The organism is Mesorhizobium sp. BR1-1-3, assembly GCF_020165455.1.
Classification (GTDB): Bacteria; Pseudomonadota; Alphaproteobacteria; order Rhizobiales; family Rhizobiaceae; genus Mesorhizobium; species Mesorhizobium ciceri.
Genome location: NZ_JAIUIC010000002.1, coordinates 113587 through 130983 on the forward strand (window position 1 = coordinate 113587; position 17397 = coordinate 130983).

Below are 17397 nucleotides of genomic sequence, written 5' to 3' on the forward strand. Positions count from 1 at the left end.
CTTCCACACAGGGTCGGCGTTGCCCGTCAAACGGTGAACCGCTCATCATTTCAGAGCGTAGAGGTAGGCCGCGATATCGCGCGCCTGCTGCTCCGAAATTCGGGTCGATGGCATGGCCGTGCGCGGATTGATTTCCCTGGCAGATCGTATCCAGCGGATCAGGTTCTCTGGATTGTTGGCCAGCCCGCCGCCGATAAAGGTGCGGTCAGCAAGACTGGCGTCGAGGCGTGGACCGACCTGCCCTTGCGCGCCCGGCACGCCCGAAATCGTATGGCAGCCGGAACAACCATTCGCAGTCATGATCGGCATGGCGCGCGCAATGTCACCTCCCGTGGCCGCCTCCGCCTCGTGGCGGATGCGCGCCGCCTGATCGGACCACCAGGTCATTCCGGCCACGCCCGCAACGAGCAGCACCAGCGCGGCGCTGGCGCCGGCAAGCAGCTTAGACAAGCTCGTAGGCATGCGCCGCCTCCCCCCTTCCGCTCGCCTTGATCCACAGCGCGGCCAGCAGCAGCGCTGCGCCGCCATAGATCAGTCCAGCGGGAACCCACATCACCAGCCCGGCAAGTTGCTGGTCTTCCAGGGGGCTCAAATTCCATAGTGCCGCACCCACCGCGTTCTGCGGGTACCAGAGCCGCGGCGAGAGCAGCAGGAGCACGCCAAGCAGGCCAGTGTGCAGCGAGGTGACGAAAAGATGCATCACTGCGGTCCCATAGGCATGCTGGCGGCCGGGACGCGGCAAGAGTACCCACCAGAACAGCAGCCCTGTTCCGAAGAAGCTCGCGTGCTGTGCATAGTGCATCACGCCGCGTTCGAGCGCGGCCTCGAACAACGCCGGAAGGTGCCAGATCCATATGGCCAGGCCGTGGGCAATGGTCGCGCTGAGCGGTCGAGTTACGAAAGACCAAACCGCATTCAGCCATCTGCCGTGCGCGGCCATTCCAAGAATGCGCCGGACCCCGGCGGGAAATCCCCACATCAAGGCCGCAGCCGGGCTGGCGGAGACCAGCAGCGGCGCCGCCACGGCCATCAGCAGTTCATGCTCGATCATATGCGCCGCAAAGATCTGCTCACCGAGTGCATGAATCGGGCTGACCAACGCGGCCGTCAACACGCCCCATCCGGCCGTGAACAGCAGAGCCTGGCGCAGCCGCAAAGTCCTGCCGCGGCTGCTGCGCCGCCAAAGCCGGCCAGCTCCAACGACATATATCAGGGCAAGCACCGCAAGTGGCAGGGTGATGGGCAGCGCGAGCGTCCACCCGGCCTCGGGTGCGCCGGCGCCGTAGCAGATGGAAGTAGAGAACAGCCCGTCCAGATTCATCGCAGGCACTCATCCAGGATCAGCGCCGCGCTGCCTTGCATGAGGATCACAAGCGCAAACAGCAACGCCGACAGCATGCCGAGATTGGCGACGAAGCGCTCTGTGGCGCGCGTACGCTCCGGCTTGAATGCGGCACCGCCTCGCCGCTTCGCCCGCCACGACAGCGCCCCGCCGAGCAGCGACAACAAGACGAGCAGCAGCGCCACGGGAAGCACGACCGGCACCTGGCGATTGCATTGCCAGGGCACCAGCGCATAATTCAGCTGTGTCGAGACCGCCCACGCCAGCGGCCCTGACAGAAGACCACCCCAAGACGTTCCCAGGCGTAATGCACGCATCTCAGCCTAGCCTCGGCACCCAGTAGATGAGCAGATAGATCGGAATCCAGGTCAGGACCACGAAGTCCCAGTAGAAGACATTGTCGCCGACATCGCCGAAGCGACGGCCGCTATAGCCGTGGCGCGTGAACATCAGCACAGTCAGCACGATAGTGTCGCCGACATCGGTGATGAGATGGGTGGTGTGCAGCCCGAGCAGCACCCAGAGCATCGATCCATAGGCATTGGTGTCCCAATAGATGTTGAGGGCCGGGAATTCGAACCAGCGCACGACGAGCGGAGCGATGCCGAGCAGCGACATGACCATCAGCCCGATCCGCACCGGCACCATCGAACATTGCTTGGCATAGCGGTGGAGGATGTGGTTAGGCACAAGGCTGACGATGAACAAAATGGTGACGATCGTTCCGGGCCAATGGTTCGGGCGCGGTGCGCTGAGCGGCCAGTCTGGCCATGACTGCGCAAGGTAGAGATAAGCGCCGGCCGCCAGCGCGAAGCCCGTGCCTTCCAGCGCCATGAAACCCAGCGTGCCCCACCAGGTCGGGCTGCGCGGACCGTGCCCGAAGGTGGGCAGGCCAGAAAGATCGGCGGCGGCGCGCTGCTTCATTCCTCGTCCTCCGGATCGCCCTTGGGCCAGAACCATCCGATCAACGTGATGGCGATTGGCGCGGCGCCCCAGACGATCGCCCAGGGCGTGAAGATTGAATAGAGAAACGTGCCGCCGACGGCCAGCGCCGCTAAAAGCGGCCAGATCGAAGGGGCGGCCGATTTCTCGCGAATGTCGGGATGAGCTTCGGCCACGGTCGAGATGAGGAGTTCGCGCGCGTCGACGCGGAGCCCGGTCGCTACAGGGAGCGCCTCGCGCTCGGCCCAGAGCGGCTCGATATGAGTTACGATGGGAATGCGTGCGAAATTATAGCTCGGCGGCGGCGAGGATGTTGCCCACTCCAAGGTTCCTGCGTCCCAAGGATTGTTGCCGGCCGAGGTGCCTTTCAACGCGCCATGCACAAGGTTGAAGGTGAACAGGACAAAGCTCAGGAAGAAGAGTAACGCCCCAGCCGAGATGAAAAGGTTGATGTTGCCCCAGCCAAGCTCGGCCGGATAGGTGTAGACACGTCGTGGCATGCCCCACAGGCCGACCAGATGCATCGGGAAAAAGGCTGCATTGAACCCGATGAAGGCCAGCCAGAAATGCCACCGCCCGAGGCGTTCGCTCATCATGCGGCCGGTGACCTTCGGGAACCAGAAATAAGCCGCGCCAAGCAGCGGGAACACCGAGCCGCCGATCAGCACGTAATGGAAATGAGCGACGACGAAATAGGTGTCGTGGACCTGAAGATCCAACGGCACTGAGGCGAGCATCACGCCCGTCAGCCCGCCGATGACGAAGATGAAGAAAAAGCCGAAGACGAACAGCAACGGAGTTCGGATCACCGGTCTGCCGTCCCATAATGTTGCCAGCCAGCAGAAGATCTGTACGCCGTTCGGGATGGCGATCATCATGCTGGATGCGGTGAAGAAGCTGGCGCCAAGCTTTGGCAGGCCGGTGGCGAACATGTGATGGACCCAAAGCCCGAACGAAAGGAAGCCGACCGCGATCAGCGACAGGACCAGCCCGAGATGACCGAATGTCGGTCGCCTGGCGAAAACAGGAATGATCGAGGACACCATGCCCGTCGCCGGCAGGAAGATGATGTAAACTTCCGGATGGCCGAAGAACCAGAAGAGGTGTTGGAACAGCAGAGCATCCCCACCTTCGGCCGGGTTGAAGATGTGCGTGCCAACCAGCCGGTCAAGGATCAGGAAAGTCGAGGTGATCATCACCGCCGGCATCGCGAAGACGACGACGAAGGAAGTGACCAGCATCGCCCAGACATAGAGCGGGATCTTGTCCAGCGACATGCCGGGGGCTCGCTGCTTGAAGACCGTGACGATGGTCGCCACCGCGACGGCCAGTGACGACACTTCGGTATAGGTGATCATCTGCGCCCAGACGTCAGCCCGCTTGCCCGGTGCGAATTCGGGGCCGGACAGCGGCACGTAGGCGAACCAGCCCACATCAGGGGCCATGTTGAGGGCGAAGGACACCCAGGCGAAAGCGCCGCCCGAGACGTAGACCCAGTAGCTGAACGCGTTCAGGCGCGGAAACGCGATGTTGCGGGTGCCGACCATCAGCGGCACCAGGTAGATCCCGGTCGCCTGCACGATGGGCACGGCGAACAGAAACATCATCGTAACGCCATGCATGGTGAACAGCTGATTGTAGAGGTCGGGCCCGATCAGCCCGCGTTGCGGTCCAGAAAGCTGGATGCGCATGACGACAGCGTTGAGGCCGCCAAGACCAAGGAACACGAAAGCGGTGATCAAATAGCGTCGTGCGATCACCTTGTGATCGACGCTCGACAAGGCTCCGACGATGCCGGATGGCGTCCGCCAGGTGCGCTCGAGCCAGCGATGCAGGCCGGCATCATCCATGCCGGTGTCGCGCGGTCCGTCATGCTCGGGCGCGATGTCGCCTTTTGCAGATACCTTGCGCTCCGGCGGCAGGTCGCGTTGGCTTGTGAGATCCGCGCTGCTCATTTCAGACCCTCGAGATAGGCGACCACGGCATTGAGCTCATCGCCGCTGAGCTCCACCACCGGCATGTGGGAGCCGGGCTTGATGCCTTGCGGGTCGGCTATCCAGGCGGCGAGATTGCCGCGGCTCATCGTCAAGGTCCCGGCAGCGAGCGTCTGCCGGCTGGCTATGTGGGTGAGATCGGGAGCCACCGTTCCGCCGGCCGGCGTCCCCCCGATCCTGTGACACATCACGCAGGGGCGTTTGAGGAACAGGTCCGCACCGACCTTGGCTTCGCCGCTCGCCGGCGCGCCGGCCGGCTGCAACTGGTCGTTCAGCCAGGCATCGAATTTCGGGCGCGGCTCGGCGATGATGAAGGTGCCCATGTTGGCGTGCTGCGCACCGCAGAATTCAGCGCATTGACCACGGTAGACGCCTGGCTTGTCCGCCTTGATATCCAGGACGTTCATGTGGCCCGGGATAAGGTCGAGCTTGCCGGCCAAGCTTGGGATCCAGAAGGAATGGATCACATCGGTCGAGGTCAAAAGCAGCCGCACCGGCTCGCCGGCAGGGATATGAATCTCGTTTGCCGTCGTCAGGATGCGGCTCGGCGTAGCATCCTCGTAGCGCACCTCCCACCACCACTGGTGCCCGGTCACCCTGATTGTCAGCGCAGCCTCCGAGCCGATCGCAGCCAGCGTCCTGTTGGCGAAAAAGCTTAGCAGCGTCAGTCCGATCAGGATGATGGTGGTCACTCCGACGGCGGACACGACCACGCGCATCTTGCCGCGTTCGGCCGCTTCGTCGAGTAGGAGGGGTTCATCGCCGGAACGCGATCGCATGACCAGCGGTGCTGCGAGAGCGATCATCACCAGCGCCCAAACAACCGCGCAAAGCGCGGTAAAGAACCAGATGAGCCAGGCCAGCTCGCCGGCTGCGGGGCCCTTCGGGTCAAGCGCCGACTGCCAGCCTGCGCATCCCTGCAGAAACAGGACACAGAAGGCGAAGGCCATCGAGGCCGGGCGCTTCACGGTGATTTGCCCAGTGTCGCGGCATCCGGCAGGCGGTTTTCCGAGGGATGCACCATCATGTCGTCATTGCGTTGCGGCGCGGCGGAAGACGGCGCGTTGCCGCCCAGTGCGTGCACGAAGGCCGCCAGCTCCCATATCTGGTCGTCGGGTATCTTCTGGCCGAAGCTTGGCATCCCGTTGGGCCTGCCGTCGCGGATCGTGGCGTGGATGCTTTCCATCGAGCTGCCGTAGATCCACTTCTCGTCCATGAGCGCCGGACCCATGCCGCCACCGCCATTGGCATGGCAGCCCGAGCAGTTGAACCAGCCGAACAGGCGTTTGCCCTCGCTCATGTGGAAGGCGTTGGCCTCGAAGCTCGCCGCCTTGTTGTCGGTGGGGGAGGGTCGCTGTCCGCCCGGCTCCAACGTGGTCACAGGCGTCGGCTGCTCACCTGAGCCGAGCGCCGATTGCGGTCGCGTGTCGCGCTCCTCGCGCTGGCAGGCGACCAGGGCCAGTGTCAAGGGCAGCAACATCGCCAGAGCGCGCCTCATCGGGCCGGTCTCCCGGCCATGTCCAGACGCGGTACGCCGTATCGCGCCAGAACCGCGTCGATCTCGGCCTTGTGTCGGGCAAGCGCGCTATTCACATCGCCACGCAGCGCATCGTCCTCGCGTCGAACACCCATTGAGATGTCGTACATCAGCGGCAGTTGCGGTCCATCGACGCGAGGCGTGACCGGCGTGATCCGGAGCGGCACCTTTTGCCTCTGCGCGAAATAGCCGGCGAGCGGACCCCAGACCACGGCAAGGTCGATCTCGCCGTTCGCGACAGCTTCGACGATGCGCGCCGGCGGGTTGGGAGCAGAGTAGTCGCCATAGACGGGGTAGCCGATGAGGTGCCCGACAATGCCGCGGCGGCCAAGCGCCTGGACAGGCGGCGAGTTGGCGCCATCGTCGCCGATGAGCTGAACACCGATGCGCAATTCTTGCAACCGCGGGTCGTTGAAGGACGTCACGTCCGGGCCGTCCTGGCGGGTCACGAAGACATAGGACGAACGGTAGTAAGGCGTGGTGGTGCGCAGCATTTCGAGATTGGCAGGCGTGCCGGGCACGAGATCGCAAAGGCCTGCCTTCAGCGTGTTGCGGATGAAGCCACGGCGCTGCGCCCACCAGGTATACGTCAGCTTGGCGCCAAGATCAGTGGCGACAATTTCCGCGATCCTGTTCTCGAAGCCTTGACCGGCCGCATTGGAAAACGGCATGTTGTTCGGGTCGGCGCACACTCTCAATTCACGTGCGTTGGCAACAGCCGGAAAGAGCAACAAGGCGAGCCCGGCCATGCCGATCGCCACCCGTTGGAACGCCTTTCGCGCCGGACGTACGGTCAAGTTCAATCCATCAAGGCAGCCGGAACACATAAAGCGTGCCTCCCGCCGTGGTAGCGTTCTTCAGATCCTTCATCGCGTTGACGAAGCCAAGTGCCGCGGTGGCATCGCGTGGGTCTAAGTCGCCCGAAACGATGGCGCCGGCCCAGCCACCGACGCCTGACAGAATTGCGACATACTGGTGCCCATCGGGGCCGCGATAGGTTATTGGCTGGCCGATGATGCCGGACGACGTCTTGAACTGCCAAAGCAGATCGCCAGTCCTGGCGCTGACCGCCTTGAACCAGCCTTCCATGGTCCCGTAAAAGACGACATCGCCGGCAGTGACGACGGTGCCGCTCCATACCGGAAAGTTCTCCTTCAGGACCCAGGCCGGCTTGGCGGCGGAAACATCCCAGGCGGTAAAAGCACCACGATTGCCGCCCGGCCCGGGGATCATGCGTACGTTCATGCCGACATAGGGCGTGCCTGCGATGTAGTTTACCTCGACGCCTTCTTCATCCATGCAGAGATTGTTGTGGGGGATGTAGAGCAGGCCGGTCCTCGGCGAAAACGCCGATGGCTGCCAGTCCTTGAGGCCGGATGCCGTCGGACAAATGTCTCGGACCACCTTGCCGGTGCCGGTTCTCTTGTCAGGGTTTGCAATCAGGCGGCCGGTCTTCAGATCGACGCCTTTGCTGGAATTGACCGGGCCATAGGCTGTGGCCGATAGCACCTCTCCAGTGGTCCGATCGAGGATATAGAGGTAGCCGTTGCGTTCCGGTCGGACAAGGACCTTGCGCGGCTTGCCTTGCCAGGTCATGTCCAGAAGGATCTGCTCGTTGATGCCGTCATAGTCATGGAGGTCATGCGGGCTCCACTGATAGAACCACTTCGCCGCTCCGGTATCGGCGTCACGCGCGAAAATACCGGACGTCCATTTGTTGTCGCCTGGCCGCAAATCCGGATTCCACGGTCCTGGATTGCCCGTGCCGTGAAAGATCAGGTTCAAGTCCGGATCGTAGGAGATCCAGCCCCACATATTGCCGCCGCCGATCTTCCAGGCTTCCGGTGGCCATGTCGTCACGCCAAGGTCTGTGCCCCTGTCCATGTCGTAGTGGGGCTTGAAGTCCGGGCCGATCAGCACATCCTTGTCGGGTCCAGTGCCATAAGCCGTCCAGACAACATGCCCGTCTCCGGCATCCAGCGCCTTGACCCAGCCGCGGACGCCCATTTCGCCGCCGGAATTGCCGACCAGAACTTTGCCCTTCACCACCAGCGGAGCCATGGTGATGGTCTCGCCGATATTGATGTTGCCGATATGAGTGTTCCAGATCGGCTTGCCCGTATTGGCATCGAGCGCGATCGTGTGGCCGTCCAGCGTGTTGAAGAAGATGCGTCCGTTGGCGAAGGCCGCTCCGCGGTTGACGACATCGCAGCAGGCCACTCCTTGTGCCGCCGGCTCGGGGTTGGGCTCGTACTTCCACTTCATCGGCGCGCCGGGCCTGGAAAGGTCGAGCGCGTAGACGATGTTGGGAAAGGGCGTGACGATGTACATGTTGTTGCCGACGACCAGCGGCGCTGCTTCCTGGCCCTTGTTTACGCCGGTCGAGAAGGTGAAGGCGACCTGCAGGTTCTTGACGTTGCCTTCGTTGATCTCGCTGAGTTCGCTGAAGCGGGTCGACGCGTAGTTCTTGGCCGGCATTGTCCATTGCCCGTCATCGGGTGGCGCCGCGGCGGCGGGCGGCGCGATAGCCGCCGCCGATGCGGGCTCCGAGGCACCGCTCAGAAACAGGCCGCATGCCAGCAGCATCACCGAGAGTATGCCCGTGCGAAAGGAATTCTCGGTCGCCAATGCGCGGGCGCCTTGTCCTGCGTCAACGCGCGCTGGTGGCGGGTGCAGCATGCCTTTCATTTGTGGATCGAGCCTCCCACGCCGGCGCCGAGCTCCGCCGCGATGTCAGCCTCGGTGCCGGCACAAAGCGGATGGCCCCAGCCCGAGGCGCTTTTGCCGCCGGGATCGACATCGTAGACGATGGCGTCCTTGAGATTGGGATTGACCCCGGCGGGAACCTTGTCGAGGCCAAGCGCCGCGCGAACACGCCAGGCGACATTGTGATCGGCGCATGAGGAATCTCCTGAGACCCCGAGGCCTCCGACGATGCTCTTGCCGTCATAGAGGGCAAGCCCGCCGCCAAACACGACGACGCCTCCGATTGGCTTGCCGACGAGAGGATCGCTGGCACTTCCAAACGTTTTGGGATCGCCCGCGTAGGCTGCGGCCTGGTTGACCGGGTTGGTCTCCTGCAAGCCGAAAAGCGGCCCGCCCGGCTGCGTCCCCGCGTAGAGATTGGCCGTCGATAGGGCCATTTGCGCCAGGCTGAGCCCATTGGCTGTATTGGCCTTCTCCGCCGCGACGAGGCGACTGCCTGGCCATTGCGAATCGGCGGTGGGACCGCTGAAAGCGATCGCGCACACCGCGCCGTCGCGAGCAACGACAGCGGCCCATTCGTTCGTCTCAAAGCCTCCGTTGGCAGGTCCGCCGCTTGCTTTCACATTGGCCTTGAGTGCGGCGAGCAGCTTATCGTGGTCGGCCGGGCAGTGCGCCTGTGCCATGGCTGGGCCCTGTGGGAACAGGCCACTCGTCAACAACACCAGAGCAAAGGCTGATAGCAAACGCCGACAGCGATACATTGTCCTGCCCATTCGTTCGAGCATCAAAGAACCCCGGAGCATTCTGGCAGCCTGGAAAATGCGAAAATGAGTCCGTGGTCCAATGCCGTCGCTATTTAACTTGGGCGATGCAGCTATGTTCCTGCTTTTGCAAAAAATTGCGCAGCCGCGTGCGCCGATGCAAGGTTGCCGTCTGTCCGTGTCGCTGGCGCAATATCCGCGGCCGAGATCGTGTTACCATTGTGCCGGCACCTATGAACGCTGCGCCAGCATCGCCAAGGCACCTGCAGGCCTGTAGGCCTCTGGCAATGGGAGAAAACCTGCATGTCTTGAGGACTCGGGCACGCCTTTGCTTTGTCGAGGCTCGCCTACATCCAACCAGACGCCTCCAACTGCGGCGGTGTCACGGGCTGGCTGCGGGTGGCAGCACTTTCACGCAAGGCCAGGATTCCCATCTGGAGTCACGGAATGCAGGAACTTCCTGTCAGCCTGGTTCACATTTGCGCCTTTGCCCGCAGCGTCAGCCGATGGAACATGATGCCGGTCGCCGCCGTTGGAAGAGCTTGGAGGCGGCCGCATGCACCTTGTCCAGATCCTGCTTCCTCGTTCCGACAACGCGGGTGAGCCCTTCGCCAAGGAAGACTTCGATCGTGTGAAGGACGAACTCGCCAATACGTTCAACGGTGTCACCGCGTATTTTCGGACGCCCGCGGAAGGGGTATGGAGGGAGGGAAAAGAGTCCGACATGGACGAGATTGTCATCTTCGAGGTGATGACGGAAGAAGTCGATCTGCCCGATTGGCGAAGGCGCCGAGCGGAGTTGGAGCGCCGTTTCCGGCAGGACGAGATCATCATCCGCTACCTACCGATAGCATTGGTCTAAAGGTCCAGGCGCCTCCGGGATTGGGTTTTGCCACCCTCGTTCCCGAGCTGAACTGCATTCGAAATCTGGAATGGCCTATTAGAGGTTTAATTACGATCCTTTGGACCTGCGTAATTCATTCAGTGGGTCTTCTGTAGGGCATAATATTGCGCATCGGTCGAATTAGAGAGGAAGGAAATATAACATACGTTCCATTAACAATTTAGACCGTTTGTCGATGTTTGTACTGATGACACTGTTATTTTACTGGTTGCAAGCCTTGCGAGTCAACCTGACGGGGTCAGTCTGGACAGGACCGAACCGCCTGCTTCAAAGGGTTGACCGGAAATGGGCGCATTGTTGGCTGTCCAGTGACTACGCTCCTACGGCGTCGGTCATTTTTCTTTTGCTGCCGCCGATCGGTTCTGGCCGGTCGGCGCCGTTGTCTTCGCGTCTTTCGAATGCGCTGCTATTGCAGGACCCGCGCCAGTCGACTTGCGCATATCGCCGTTGCCAGCGGGGCCGGGCTTCTTGCCGAGTAGTCTTGAAACGAGCGTACCTAGATATCCCATTGATACCTCCCGTGAGATTCGCGTAGCGACGGGCCAGTCTTCGCCTGGTGGGGCTACTACACGTTTTCGGCAGCCATGTTGACAGCCGATTCAGCGAGTTGTGTCAGCGCCTCGTCGGTCGCCTTTTCCTCTCCAACGGTTAAATTGAGGAGCGAAACAGCTTCATCCAGCCCGAGTTCGGAGGCCCAGGTCTTCAGTGTGCCATAGCGTGAGATTTCGTAGTGCTCCACAGCCTGGGCCGCAGCCAGCAGGCCAGCGTCCAGGGCAGGTGTGCCCTTATATTCCTCCATGATCTCGGCACCTTCATCGGTGATGCCCACAATAGCCGCACACGTCTTTCCCTGCGGCTTCTTGCCGATCACTTCGAAAACCTGTTCGAGCCGGGCAACGTGTTCTTTCGTTTCCTCGCGGTGCTTTTCGAACGCCGCCTTCAAATCTGGGCTTTGAGCGGCCTTTGCCATTTTCGGCAGCGTCGCAACGATCTTCTTTTCGGCGAAATAGATGTCCTTCAACGTGTCGTGGAAAAGTTCGTTCAGGCCCTTCGGTGATGCCTTCTTAGTGGGTGCCATCCTGTGTTCTCCCGTTCGCCCTCAAAAGCGAGGCGGAATAGCAACTCGATGCGGGGCAACTGGTTCCGGAGGGTGTTCTCTGATTGCAGTGAAATTGAACGCGACCAATTTATTGCGGAGCCTTGACGCTCAAGATCTGTCTCCCAGCACCCGCCGCCCGACGCTCAGGTAGTCCTGGCTGCAACGGTGGAAGCATCGGCACGGGTGATCGACAAGCTTCCGTGAGTCCATAATCGTCATAGATCAGACGCTTCCGACTACTCACGACGGTAGCTTGCGAAGGGTCTTCCGCATTTGCACATGTTAACCGGCCATCATTCAATGTCTCATGTGCCGCAGAATGTCTGTAGGACGCGTTCATCCGGGCGTGGCGGGTCAGCATAGCGTTCCATGTCCGGCTGCTCATCGAAGGGCCGGCTGATGACCCTCAGAATCTCCTCGAAAGGTGTGAAGTCCCCGCCCAGCGCCGCCTGGATCATAGCCTCGATGCGATGGTTGCGAGGGATGAATTTGGGATTGACGGCATCCATGACCGCCCGGCGCGCGGCCGCGTCGGCAGCATCGCTTGCGATGCGCTCGCGCCAGCGCGCCGACCAAACATCGAATGCGCCTGGATCCTCAAACAACTGCCGCGCCCCGCCCTGATCGTCCGGGGCGGCGAGGTCGTCGCCCAGACGCCGGAAGGCGAGCGTAAAGTCGGCTTCGCCGCGAGCTAATACATCCAGAAAATCAGCCGCGAGCTGCAAGTCGCCTTCCGCCTCGGTCAGCAATCCGAGTTTTCTGCGGAAGCCGCGCTGCAACACAGTCTCATATGAGGACTGGAAAGACCCAAGCACCTCTTCGGCTTCAGAGACGGCTTCACTCTCGTCCGTGCTCATGAGCGGCAGCAGAGTCTCGGCAAAGCGTGCAAGATTCCATGTCGCCACATGAGGCTGGTTGGCATAGGCATAGCGGCCGACACGGTCGATCGAACTGAACACCGCGCTCGGGTCGTAGGCGTCCATGAAGGCGCATGGGCCATAGTCGATCGTCTCGCCCGAGATCGTCATGTTGTCGGTGTTCATGACGCCATGGATGAAGCCGACCAGCATCCAGCGCGCCACCAGATCGGCCTGTGCAGCGACAACGGCCTCAAGCAAAGCTCGGTACGGACGCGCTTGCCCGACCAGCTGCGGGAAGTGGCGTTCAATGGCATAGTCGGCGAGGATCTTGAGGCCTCCGGTATCGTGGCGCGCAGCGAAATATTGGAAGGTGCCTATCCGGATATGGCTGGCCGCCACTCTTGTAAGGACAGCGCCGGGCAGCCGGACCTCGCGATAGACCGGGTCCCCGGTGAGCACAGCCGCCAAGGCTCGCGTCGTCGGAATGCCCAGCGCGGCCATTGCTTCGCTGACGACATACTCGCGCAGAACCGGGCCGACGGCTGCGCGGCCGTCGCCATTGCGCGAGAACCGCGTCGGTCCCGATCCCTTCAACTGGATGTCACGGCGACTGTCGTTAACGTCCACCACCTCGCCAAGCAGCAGAGCGCGCCCGTCGCCGAGCTGAGGCACGAAGTTTCCGAACTGGTGACCTGCATAGGCCAGGGCGATTGCCTGCAAGCCTTCCGGAAATCTATGGCCAGAGAGCATATCCAATCCATCCGGGCTGGTAAGCTGGTCGGCATCGAGCCCGAGTTCCTCCGCAAGTGGCCGGTTGAATCGGATCAGCCGCGGTTCGGACACCGGCTTCGGATCTGTGGGCGCGAAGAAGCGCTCGGGCAATTGCGCATAGCTGTTGTTGAGGGCGGGAAGCCGCATCTGAATGCCCTGGGTTTATTCGGCGGTCGCAGGTACCGTCATGACAATCTGGCTCCGACGGGAAGGACCCAACAGCTCCCGTCTCGAGGAGACTGTCTTCACTTGTCATATAGGACACAATCTCGCTGGTACCATTCGGATCCATCAGGCCGGCACCGGATAAGCTTGAACTACCCGCCTACGTCGCGTTTCGGGGCTACCGTGCGAAAAAGGCGACAGGCAAGCTGATCCCTTCTGCTGTCTCGACCACCGATAGGCCTTGTGGATCCATTCTGCCCTTTGTCCATGACGACGATGTTGTCGGTCACCCTCATGGCCGTACTAGGCCGCAGGCGAAGGAAAAACTGTCGAGACTACGTTGCAGCTGGGGCGCCTCCCGAATGGCGCGGACGTCAGTTTTATGATGATGCCCCGACGGTACGCTGGCCGCAACCCATACGCTCGCCGGGCGGATCCGTACGGGCATGTCATCAGGCGAGATCAAAGAAGATACGGTCGCGTTCCCGCGTTTTTGATCCAAGCGATCGCGCGCCATTGGACACAATCACCCTAAGGGGGTCCTTTAAATGCCATCCTTGGCGTCATAGCCGCTACGTTCGAGGAGAGCATGGCGGGCCCGAACCGAAGCCTTCCCTGGTGGAAGGCCCTCATTGTCCGCAGCGCCGTTCAGTCTGCTTGGGTTTCCTAGAAGCTTTTCGAACTTTCTGTCTTGCGGCTCCCGTCGAGATGCGGGCGCTTCTGGAGGAGGTCGGGGTGTTTTGGATCCGCTGTGGTGCAACCTTGATCCAAGCATTTATGGGGTTCGAGTCGGTAGACCGCTACATCGCAACACCCACTATCAAAGAGGCCTTCTTCTGCTATCGGAGGCACGCGGCTTAGTCCAAAACTTTCCAATTTGGGGACAGAGATTAGCCGATGCCGTCCGAGGGCAGAGGTCACCGGTTCGAATCCTGTCGGGTGCGCTCGACGGGTCCGGGACAACGGAAGCCCACAAAGAGATTGCGACCGACCGGGTAGGCACCAGTGCGCGTCATTTCCACATGTTCATTCCTTTTTGAGGATCTCGCCAAGATCGGCGAGGCGGTCGATCACGTGGTCCGGTCTGAATGGAAATCGCTCCATGTCAGCCCGCGTGCTCACCCCAGTAAGAACAAGGGCTGTCTTCAGACCCGATTCCAGTCCGGCGACAACGTCCGTATCCATTCTGTCTCCGACCATGATCGTGTCGGCTGCACTAACTCCCAGGCGGTCGAGCGCGCTTCGCATCATGAATGAGTTCGGTTTGCCGATGAAATAGGGCTGACGGCCGGTAGCCTTTTCAATCAGGGCTGCGACTGCCCCGCAGGCCGGATGGAACCCGCGCTCGGTCGGGCCGGTGGCATCCGGATTGGTGGCGAGAAACCACGCGCCCTTTGCGACAAGCTCGGCACCGGCGGCGATCTGCTCGTAGTGGTACGAAGTGGTGTCGCCGAGGATGGGCAAACTGCGTGATCCGACAACCTGCGTGCCGGAGGGCCTCAACCAGTCCACTGTCGCCGATGACATACACGGATGATCCGGGCTTTTGCAGCTCCACGAATCGCGCAGTTGCGAGCGCCGATGTGTAGATGTGCTCAGGCTGAACAAGGAAGCCAACCGCCCTCAAACGTTCGGCATGATCTTCCGGCGTGAAGCGGGAGTTATTGGTAAAGATCTGAAACGGCTTGCCGTTGCAGACCAGCCCCGCGACATAGTCGATCGAGCCTTGAATTGGCTGACCGCCGCGGACCAAAACCCCGTCCATGTCAAGCAGATGCGCTACTATCATCCGACTATAACCCCTGATGTCTTTTGATATACGCGGGGTAGAGGTCGCTTCTGATTCACGTGCGTTGTTCCCTTTCCAGCCGGTTACGCGTGCACTCTACGCGTCGAATGCAGTGTGGGAACGGCATGAGATCGGTGGTGCGGTGATTAGGACGTCGCGGCGTGCAAAAGGGTCCATCGCACGTTCCGGATCGTCCCTTAACTGATCCTTCCCTTGCTGACAGATATTGCCGACCGGGCGATGGCGGATGCAGCCAAGGTCGGTATTTCGCGATCATGGTCGCGGCGGTCGCCAACAGCGCGGGCGTCATTCCGGAATGACGAGCCGGAACTGAATCGCGCGCCGATACTTGAATCGGGTTCGAGTAGCTCTGGGTGGCATGATGCAAGACAAGCGTTTCGATATGCCCGTTTCGGTCGCGTTAGGCCGGTCCGGCGACACTATTTACAAGGTTGAGCGTGTCGCGCAGGCGGCCGACGTGCTTCTCAATCGTTGGCCGGCAGTGACGGGAAAAAGCCATGTGGCCGCTCGAAGGGCCTGCCTGGCGGTCTTGGACGGGATCAAAGAAGCCAGTGTGGCAAGGGCGGCATTCGTAAAGGCCGCGGCTGACGCCGACATCTTGCGCGAGGACGACTATGGCCGTGGCTAAAAAGGATCAGGAGCGCGTCGGATATGCTTGGCTCTATGGGGTACAAGCGCGCAAGGACGGAAGAGAGCGCGTCGTGCCTGAATTCTGGAAGGAATATGCCGACGCCTGGTTGCAAGGTTTCGATGGCGAGTCCATCCATGGTGCCGGCAAGGCCGAGCCGGTCGGCGATCAGATGGAAGCGGAGGTCGATGAAGCCGGGGTCAGCAAACTGTAGCCGGCAGCCTAAAGCGGCTTGCCAGCGCGTATCATAGCGCGCGCGATCGCGAGCTCGGCTTCCGTCTTGGCATTCTCTTTCTGGGTCATGTTGTCGGCGGCAATGAGCGGCTTCAGCGCCCGCAGTGTCTCACCCCGGCTCCAGCCCACTTCCAACATGCAATCGATGATTGCCTGAAAGCCGGGTTCCATAGCCTCCTGGCAGTCTAGCGCGCGGTCTACGAAGTCATGGTCGTCCCGGTGCCTGGGCGGATTGATCATTCTTCACTCCATGTCCGGCAGTTCGCCGTTGGTGAACAACACTGTCGGCAACCCATAGTCGCCAAGCGCCGGGTCGGCGTCGCGACTCCATGCTATGACACCGACGTGGTTTGAAGCCAGCGCCTTTGCCGTGCGGATCGCGCGGTCCTCGCTTTGCTGGTCGGTCGGGCCGTATGCGGTGAACAGGTCGCCATCCTCGCCGCGGTCGAACGCGACGACAACGATCAGCTTCGGCTTTTTCTGATCTGGGACATCGTTGGACACTCAGTGCGTCCTGCCGGAGCGGAGATGCATCTCGATCTTATTGATTGCCTTGGTGAGGACATCGACTGCCTGCAGATTAACGGCGAAGTCGAAGTTACCTTCCGCGGTTTCAAATATCAGAACGCCGACCTTGGCCTCGTCGTCGCTTATCATGCCCATTCCAATGCCGGTCGGCATATAGGGTGGTTTTTCTGACATGATTCTCTCCTCGCATGGGTGTGGGCTTGTCAGGCTTTTGGCCATCTGGCTTGCGACCTGGAGTGGCCAAGTACGATCGATCGACGATGGCGGCCTTGTGATCCGTTCAGCCTTATTCGAAATGCATCGACTGGCCGCGCATCATCGCCAGGGTCAGTGCGATTGCAGGATTTGCAGGCGGCTTCTCCATAAGCAGCGAGCCGTCGAAATCGCGCCACGCCGCCATGCGCAATTCGTCACCGTCATCGGCGGCTGCAGGGTCGAAAACGCGGGCATCATAGGGATCCCGGTCAATCTCGATCGTCCAGTCCTTGAGCGCCTTGCGGGCCATTTCCTCAACCTGGGCAAGGTCGCTGGTGAAGAAGGGGATACGATCGCCGTCTTCCGATAGCGGCTCGACCCGATCCAGCGTCGGCCGCTCGGGGACCCAACCCAGAACGAAGGCAATATCGAAATCGATCTGGCGGTCCGGGCCAGCAGTAACCTCAAGCCGTTTGACGACGTCAGGATAGAGCTGCTTGCGCGCCGGCCACGTGTCCGGAAGCGCCTCGGCTTGCAATCTCGTTCGGGGAACGTCGATCAGTTCCATGATCTGATGGTGCGGAATCGTGTCCTCCGGCCAGTCCGCACAACATGCAATTGTCGCAGCTTCGTCGGCTTCTTCCCAGATTATGGCCGCTCGGTCCTCATCCTCGGTAGGTTTGTCGTCTTCCGGAAAGCCTTTGATTTCCCACCCCTCCAACGCGAACAAACCTTCCGCGCCTTGCAAGGGCGTTATGCCGGCTCGCGCGAAGACTGCTTCGGCTGCCGCGACACCGCGTGCCAGTTCTTCGGGCGTTGCACCTTCAATGTTCAAGCGAAGTTCCATGGTTCGCCTCCTGTGCCAATCGTGTCGACAGTGAACAAAATAAGAACATTGGAGTCAATAGGCTGTTGCCGATA

21 protein-coding genes and 1 pseudogene are annotated in these 17397 nt (G+C 61.2%); 4 read left to right on the top strand and 18 right to left on the bottom strand.

Annotated features, from left to right (window positions below; translation table 11 throughout):
- Positions 1-45 precede the first annotated feature (45 nt).
- The 10 genes from LB559_RS04920 to LB559_RS04965 are packed head-to-tail and all read right to left on the bottom strand — an operon-like array spanning position 46 to position 9204.
- A complete protein-coding gene (locus LB559_RS04920) occupies positions 46-462 on the bottom strand; it encodes a c-type cytochrome (RefSeq protein ID WP_027161878.1) in 417 nt (138 codons plus the stop codon).
- Complete coding sequence (locus tag LB559_RS04925; protein ID WP_127412907.1) at positions 443-1321, bottom strand: cytochrome c oxidase assembly protein; 879 nt, start codon at positions 1319-1321, stop codon at positions 443-445. Before LB559_RS04925 ends, LB559_RS04920 begins: the two co-directional genes overlap by 20 nt.
- Positions 1318-1659, bottom strand: coding sequence for a hypothetical protein (locus LB559_RS04930; protein WP_013525138.1), 342 nt, complete (start codon positions 1657-1659; stop codon positions 1318-1320). The genes LB559_RS04925 and LB559_RS04930 overlap by 4 nt, the downstream gene beginning before the upstream one ends.
- Before the next feature lies 1 nt (position 1660).
- Positions 1661-2266 carry a heme-copper oxidase subunit III gene (locus LB559_RS04935; RefSeq protein ID WP_013525139.1) on the bottom strand — a complete coding sequence of 202 codons (606 nt, stop codon included), beginning with the start codon at positions 2264-2266 and terminating at the stop codon, positions 1661-1663.
- Positions 2263-4239: a cytochrome c oxidase subunit I gene (ctaD, locus tag LB559_RS04940; RefSeq protein ID WP_013525140.1), complete on the bottom strand. Its 1977-nt coding sequence runs from the start codon at positions 4237-4239 to the stop codon at positions 2263-2265. Before ctaD ends, LB559_RS04935 begins: the two co-directional genes overlap by 4 nt.
- A complete protein-coding gene (gene coxB, locus LB559_RS04945; protein WP_013525141.1) occupies positions 4236-5228 on the bottom strand; it encodes a cytochrome c oxidase subunit II in 993 nt (330 codons plus the stop codon). Before coxB ends, ctaD begins: the two co-directional genes overlap by 4 nt.
- A 14-nt stretch (positions 5229-5242) precedes the next feature.
- Positions 5243-5776 carry a c-type cytochrome gene (locus LB559_RS04950; protein ID WP_224673159.1) on the bottom strand — a complete coding sequence of 178 codons (534 nt, stop codon included), beginning with the start codon at positions 5774-5776 and terminating at the stop codon, positions 5243-5245.
- Entirely contained in the window at positions 5773-6642 is an 870-nt protein-coding gene (locus LB559_RS04955; RefSeq protein ID WP_224673160.1) for a substrate-binding domain-containing protein, read from the bottom strand. Before LB559_RS04955 ends, LB559_RS04950 begins: the two co-directional genes overlap by 4 nt.
- Positions 6623-8503, bottom strand: coding sequence for a methanol/ethanol family PQQ-dependent dehydrogenase (locus tag LB559_RS04960; RefSeq protein WP_224673161.1), 1881 nt, complete (start codon positions 8501-8503; stop codon positions 6623-6625). The genes LB559_RS04955 and LB559_RS04960 overlap by 20 nt, the downstream gene beginning before the upstream one ends.
- A complete protein-coding gene (locus LB559_RS04965) occupies positions 8500-9204 on the bottom strand; it encodes a heme-binding protein (protein ID WP_224673162.1) in 705 nt (234 codons plus the stop codon). Before LB559_RS04965 ends, LB559_RS04960 begins: the two co-directional genes overlap by 4 nt.
- 411 nt (positions 9205-9615) lie before the next feature.
- On the opposite strand from LB559_RS04965, the gene LB559_RS32985 reads away from it, so the two are divergent.
- Together LB559_RS32985 and LB559_RS04975 are read left to right on the top strand one after the other, a co-directional pair.
- Positions 9616-9885, top strand: coding sequence for an enolase C-terminal domain-like protein (locus tag LB559_RS32985; protein WP_318014152.1), 270 nt, complete (start codon positions 9616-9618; stop codon positions 9883-9885).
- Positions 9839-10144, top strand: a complete 306-nt coding sequence (locus tag LB559_RS04975; RefSeq protein ID WP_224673163.1) for a hypothetical protein — start codon at positions 9839-9841, stop codon at positions 10142-10144. Before LB559_RS32985 ends, LB559_RS04975 begins: the two co-directional genes overlap by 47 nt.
- A 607-nt stretch (positions 10145-10751) precedes the next feature.
- Here the strand turns inward: LB559_RS04975 and LB559_RS04980 are convergent.
- The 4 genes and pseudogenes from LB559_RS04980 to LB559_RS04995 all read right to left on the bottom strand — a co-directional run.
- Positions 10752-11264, bottom strand: a complete 513-nt coding sequence (locus LB559_RS04980; RefSeq protein WP_024504610.1) for a ferritin-like domain-containing protein — start codon at positions 11262-11264, stop codon at positions 10752-10754.
- 326 nt (positions 11265-11590) lie between these two features.
- A complete protein-coding gene (locus LB559_RS04985; RefSeq protein ID WP_224673164.1) occupies positions 11591-13063 on the bottom strand; it encodes a protein adenylyltransferase SelO in 1473 nt (490 codons plus the stop codon).
- A 1044-nt stretch (positions 13064-14107) separates the two neighbouring features.
- Positions 14108-14608 carry an HAD-IIA family hydrolase gene (locus tag LB559_RS04990; RefSeq protein WP_224673165.1) on the bottom strand — a complete coding sequence of 167 codons (501 nt, stop codon included), beginning with the start codon at positions 14606-14608 and terminating at the stop codon, positions 14108-14110.
- A 10-nt stretch (positions 14609-14618) separates the two neighbouring features.
- A pseudogene (locus tag LB559_RS04995) lies at positions 14619-14870 on the bottom strand (TIGR01457 family HAD-type hydrolase); the annotation flags it as partial.
- A 382-nt stretch (positions 14871-15252) separates the two neighbouring features.
- On the opposite strand from LB559_RS04995, the gene LB559_RS05000 reads away from it, so the two are divergent.
- Entirely contained in the window at positions 15253-15519 is a 267-nt protein-coding gene (locus LB559_RS05000; protein ID WP_224673166.1) for a DUF982 domain-containing protein, read from the top strand.
- Positions 15520-15592: 73 nt separating this feature from the next.
- Positions 15593-15733 carry a hypothetical protein gene (locus tag LB559_RS05005; protein ID WP_224673167.1) on the top strand — a complete coding sequence of 47 codons (141 nt, stop codon included), beginning with the start codon at positions 15593-15595 and terminating at the stop codon, positions 15731-15733.
- 8 nt (positions 15734-15741) lie between these two features.
- Here LB559_RS05005 and LB559_RS05010 read toward each other — a convergent pair whose 3' ends face one another.
- From LB559_RS05010 to LB559_RS05025, 4 genes are all read right to left on the bottom strand, one after another.
- Positions 15742-15993: a hypothetical protein gene (locus tag LB559_RS05010; protein WP_224673168.1), complete on the bottom strand. Its 252-nt coding sequence runs from the start codon at positions 15991-15993 to the stop codon at positions 15742-15744.
- Between the two features lie 3 nt (positions 15994-15996).
- Positions 15997-16257, bottom strand: coding sequence for a hypothetical protein (locus tag LB559_RS05015; protein WP_224673169.1), 261 nt, complete (start codon positions 16255-16257; stop codon positions 15997-15999).
- Positions 16258-16455 (bottom strand): hypothetical protein, encoded by a 198-nt coding sequence (locus tag LB559_RS05020; protein ID WP_224673170.1) that lies wholly within the window; start codon positions 16453-16455, stop codon positions 16258-16260. It lies immediately after the preceding gene.
- 112 nt (positions 16456-16567) lie between these two features.
- Positions 16568-17323: a hypothetical protein gene (locus LB559_RS05025; protein ID WP_224673171.1), complete on the bottom strand. Its 756-nt coding sequence runs from the start codon at positions 17321-17323 to the stop codon at positions 16568-16570.
- Between the last annotated feature and the right edge of the window lie 74 nt (positions 17324-17397).

What these genes read in the sequence shown, in the direction of transcription:
- LB559_RS04920 (WP_027161878.1), bottom strand. Translation starts at nt 462, where the DNA reads ATGCCTACGAGCTTGTCTAAGCTGCTTGCCGGCGCCAGCGCCGCGCTG.
- LB559_RS04925 (WP_127412907.1), bottom strand. Translation starts at nt 1,321, where the DNA reads ATGAATCTGGACGGGCTGTTCTCTACTTCCATCTGCTACGGCGCCGGC.
- LB559_RS04930 (WP_013525138.1), bottom strand. Translation starts at nt 1,659, where the DNA reads ATGCGTGCATTACGCCTGGGAACGTCTTGGGGTGGTCTTCTGTCAGGG.
- LB559_RS04935 (WP_013525139.1), bottom strand. Translation starts at nt 2,266, where the DNA reads ATGAAGCAGCGCGCCGCCGCCGATCTTTCTGGCCTGCCCACCTTCGGG.
- ctaD (WP_013525140.1), bottom strand. Translation starts at nt 4,239, where the DNA reads ATGAGCAGCGCGGATCTCACAAGCCAACGCGACCTGCCGCCGGAGCGC.
- coxB (WP_013525141.1), bottom strand. Translation starts at nt 5,228, where the DNA reads ATGGCCTTCGCCTTCTGTGTCCTGTTTCTGCAGGGATGCGCAGGCTGG.
- LB559_RS04950 (WP_224673159.1), bottom strand. Translation starts at nt 5,776, where the DNA reads ATGAGGCGCGCTCTGGCGATGTTGCTGCCCTTGACACTGGCCCTGGTC.
- LB559_RS04955 (WP_224673160.1), bottom strand. Translation starts at nt 6,642, where the DNA reads ATGTGTTCCGGCTGCCTTGATGGATTGAACTTGACCGTACGTCCGGCG.
- LB559_RS04960 (WP_224673161.1), bottom strand. Translation starts at nt 8,503, where the DNA reads ATGAAAGGCATGCTGCACCCGCCACCAGCGCGCGTTGACGCAGGACAA.
- LB559_RS04965 (WP_224673162.1), bottom strand. Translation starts at nt 9,204, where the DNA reads ATGGCACAGGCGCACTGCCCGGCCGACCACGATAAGCTGCTCGCCGCA.
- LB559_RS04975 (WP_224673163.1), top strand. Translation starts at nt 9,839, where the DNA reads ATGCACCTTGTCCAGATCCTGCTTCCTCGTTCCGACAACGCGGGTGAG.
- LB559_RS04980 (WP_024504610.1), bottom strand. Translation starts at nt 11,264, where the DNA reads ATGGCACCCACTAAGAAGGCATCACCGAAGGGCCTGAACGAACTTTTC.
- LB559_RS04985 (WP_224673164.1), bottom strand. Translation starts at nt 13,063, where the DNA reads ATGCGGCTTCCCGCCCTCAACAACAGCTATGCGCAATTGCCCGAGCGC.
- LB559_RS04990 (WP_224673165.1), bottom strand. Translation starts at nt 14,608, where the DNA reads ATGTCATCGGCGACAGTGGACTGGTTGAGGCCCTCCGGCACGCAGGTT.
- LB559_RS05000 (WP_224673166.1), top strand. Translation starts at nt 15,253, where the DNA reads ATGCAAGACAAGCGTTTCGATATGCCCGTTTCGGTCGCGTTAGGCCGG.
- LB559_RS05010 (WP_224673168.1), bottom strand. Translation starts at nt 15,993, where the DNA reads ATGATCAATCCGCCCAGGCACCGGGACGACCATGACTTCGTAGACCGC.
- LB559_RS05020 (WP_224673170.1), bottom strand. Translation starts at nt 16,455, where the DNA reads ATGTCAGAAAAACCACCCTATATGCCGACCGGCATTGGAATGGGCATG.
- LB559_RS05025 (WP_224673171.1), bottom strand. Translation starts at nt 17,323, where the DNA reads ATGGAACTTCGCTTGAACATTGAAGGTGCAACGCCCGAAGAACTGGCA.